This is a genomic window from Actinosynnema sp. NPDC023658, assembly GCF_040639995.1.
Classification (GTDB): domain Bacteria; phylum Actinomycetota; class Actinomycetes; order Mycobacteriales; family Pseudonocardiaceae; genus Actinosynnema.
This window is the reverse complement of record NZ_JBFAAX010001116.1, coordinates 1-1712: the sequence shown is the minus strand read 5'-3', so window position 1 is coordinate 1712 and position 1712 is coordinate 1. Positions and strand designations below refer to the sequence as shown.

General features: G+C 67.8%; 2 protein-coding genes and 1 pseudogene. All 3 read left to right on the top strand.

Annotation, left to right across the window (positions count from 1 at the left end; all coding sequences use genetic code 11):
- Window positions 1–186 (top strand): annotated as a pseudogene (locus AB0G02_RS38690) (SAM-dependent methyltransferase); the annotation flags it as partial.
- Window positions 187–217: 31 nt separating this feature from the next.
- Window positions 218–838: a helix-turn-helix domain-containing protein gene (locus AB0G02_RS38685; protein ID WP_360805027.1), complete on the top strand. Its 621-nt coding sequence runs from the start codon at window positions 218–220 to the stop codon at window positions 836–838.
- Window positions 839–1301: 463 nt separating this feature from the next.
- Window positions 1302–1709 carry a hypothetical protein gene (locus AB0G02_RS38680; protein WP_360805024.1) on the top strand — a complete coding sequence of 136 codons (408 nt, stop codon included), beginning with the start codon at window positions 1302–1304 and terminating at the stop codon, window positions 1707–1709.
- The last annotated feature ends 3 nt before the right edge of the window (window positions 1710–1712 follow it).

Below are 1712 nucleotides of genomic sequence, written 5' to 3'. Positions count from 1 at the left end.
CGCGACGTGGCCGACGCGACGGAGTTCATCATGGGCTGGGGGCCGGTGCGGTTCGCGCTGCGCGACGCGCCGGCGTCCCGCGAGGCCGAGCTGCGGGCCGCCGTGGCCGAGGCGCTCGCGCCCCACGCGGACGACGACGCGGTCCCGTTGCGGGGCGCGGCGTGGCTCGTCACCGCGACCGCCTGACGCACCCGCCCACCGCCTACGATGCCCGACGATGGCACCGCGACGAGCAGCAGCACTGCGCGACGGCGAGGTGAGCCTGCGCGACCACCTGATCGCCGCGGCCACCCGCCTCATCGACGAACGCGGCACGGCCGGGTTGACGGTCCGCGACATCGCCCGCGCGGCCGACGTCGCGGTCGGCGTGCTCTACAACCACTTCGCGGACAAGGAGGAGCTGCTCGCGCTGGCCCTGCACGAGCACGTCCGCGAGGTGGAGCGGCGCATAGGCCGGCCCGCGGTGGACGGCACCCTGGCGGAGAACCTGCACGCCTTCGTCACGCACGCGCTGGCGGCGCACTCGGCGTTCCTGCCCGCGTTCGCCGGTCTGGTGGGCCACCCGGAGGTGTTCGCCCGGTTCGACGCGCTGCCCAACCCGATGGCCGACGGGCGGGGCCTGCACGCCGCCCTGGCCGAGTACCTGGCCGCCGAACGGGATCGCGGCCGGATCGCGGCGGGCACCGACGTCGACGCGGTCGCCACGCTCGTCGTCGGCGCCTGCCACGAGCTGGTCCTCCCCCGCGTGTTCCGGGGCGGGTCGGCGCCTTCGGAGGTCCCCGAGGGCCGCGTCGAGGCCTTGGTGGCCGTCGTCCTGAACGGCATCACCCCGCGATGACACGTCCGATCGGACGCATGCGATCGGCCATTGCGACAACTTCTGGGGATGTGACGCACAACACTAAGAGTTCGTGGTGCGAACTTTGGATGAATTCCCCGCAACGGCATGTTTGACCGCTGTCGATCACCCTGGCGGAGCACGCGGATGCGAAGGCGGGTTTCCACCTCCCGAGGCATAGTCCGCGGTCATTCGGGAGATGCGGTCGAGATGTTAGCAACCCTCTGCTACGCCATGTCGGGTCGACCACCCGACCGGAGCATCCCGATCACGTTTCGTGAAGCGAGACTTATTTGTTCCCAATGGAGTACCGAATGGTGAGTAAGGCGATCGGAGCAATTCTGCACCGCCCGATCGTCCGCCCACCCGAGGGAGGGGGTGTGCAATATCGGCCTGTCTGCTTTCATTTGTGACGTCGCCGAACACGGCGAAATCGAGAAGGATTCCAAACCTAGGAGACCTCGTGTTGAAGCGTCTTGCCTCGGGTGTCGCGCTGGCCGCCATGACCGGTGCGATGGTCTTCGGTGGTTCCTCGGCCGCGCAGGCCACCACCGTCCCCGACGCGTCCTGCATCAACTCGGACCCGACGGGTCTGGTCAACGTGATCGTGTGCACGATCAACACCACGGTGCAGTTCCCGATCGACCTCAACGACTCGCTCATCACCATCGGTGACGTGGCCAGCGGCAACCACATCAAGGTCCTGAACGGTGCCGAGCTGGACGCGGTCGAGGTCACCATCAAGGACGTCATCGACGACGTGAACGTCGAGGACAACCTGGTGTTCAAGCAGGCCGTGGTGGACGCCCTGAACAACGCCGACATCATCGACGACATCGACGTCTCCAAGGTCTTCGTCGACATCCTCTGATAC

Coding starts and splice junctions, on each gene's coding strand:
- AB0G02_RS38685 (WP_360805027.1), top strand. CDS start 218: ATGGCACCGCGACGAGCAGCAGCACTGCGCGACGGCGAGGTGAGCCTG.